The organism is Staphylococcus sp. HMSC34G04, assembly GCF_001838765.1.
Classification (GTDB): domain Bacteria; phylum Bacillota; class Bacilli; order Staphylococcales; family Staphylococcaceae; genus Staphylococcus; species Staphylococcus epidermidis.
In genome coordinates, this window is the sequence record NZ_KV838729.1 from 1 (window position 1) to 439 (window position 439).

Consider the following 439-nt stretch of genomic DNA (forward strand, 5'->3'; position numbering starts at 1 on the left):
GTTGTTTTGTCTTCTGTTGATGATTGATTTGTACTACCATCTTCTTCAGTTGCTTCAGCTACATTATGTCCTGCACCAAAAATTAATGTTGCACCAACTAAAATTGATGCTGTTCCTACTGTGAATTTTCTTATCGAATATTTATTTAATTTATTCGGTAAGAAATCTAATTTTTTCGTGTTTTTTTCAAATGAACACTCCCTTTTTCTCTCTATAAAATCGTATTCCAATTTTACAAATTAAATTTTTAAAACAAAAACTGGTAATACAATTATTGTATATAAAACAAAAACTGGTAATACAATTATAGTATACAAAACATTATGTAATACAATTATAGTATACAAAACATTATATTGTAATACAATGTTAATTATAGTTTACTTATATCATTTATATAAGTATTTAGGTTCTGTTGCAAAGTTGAATTTATAATATA

General features: G+C 23.9%; 1 protein-coding gene. It reads right to left on the minus strand.

Annotated features, from left to right (window positions below):
* A partial coding sequence (locus tag HMPREF3241_RS05890) for a YSIRK-type signal peptide-containing protein (RefSeq protein ID WP_141763176.1) occupies positions 1-215 on the minus strand: 215 nt, incomplete at its 3' end.
* Positions 216-439 lie beyond the last annotated feature (224 nt).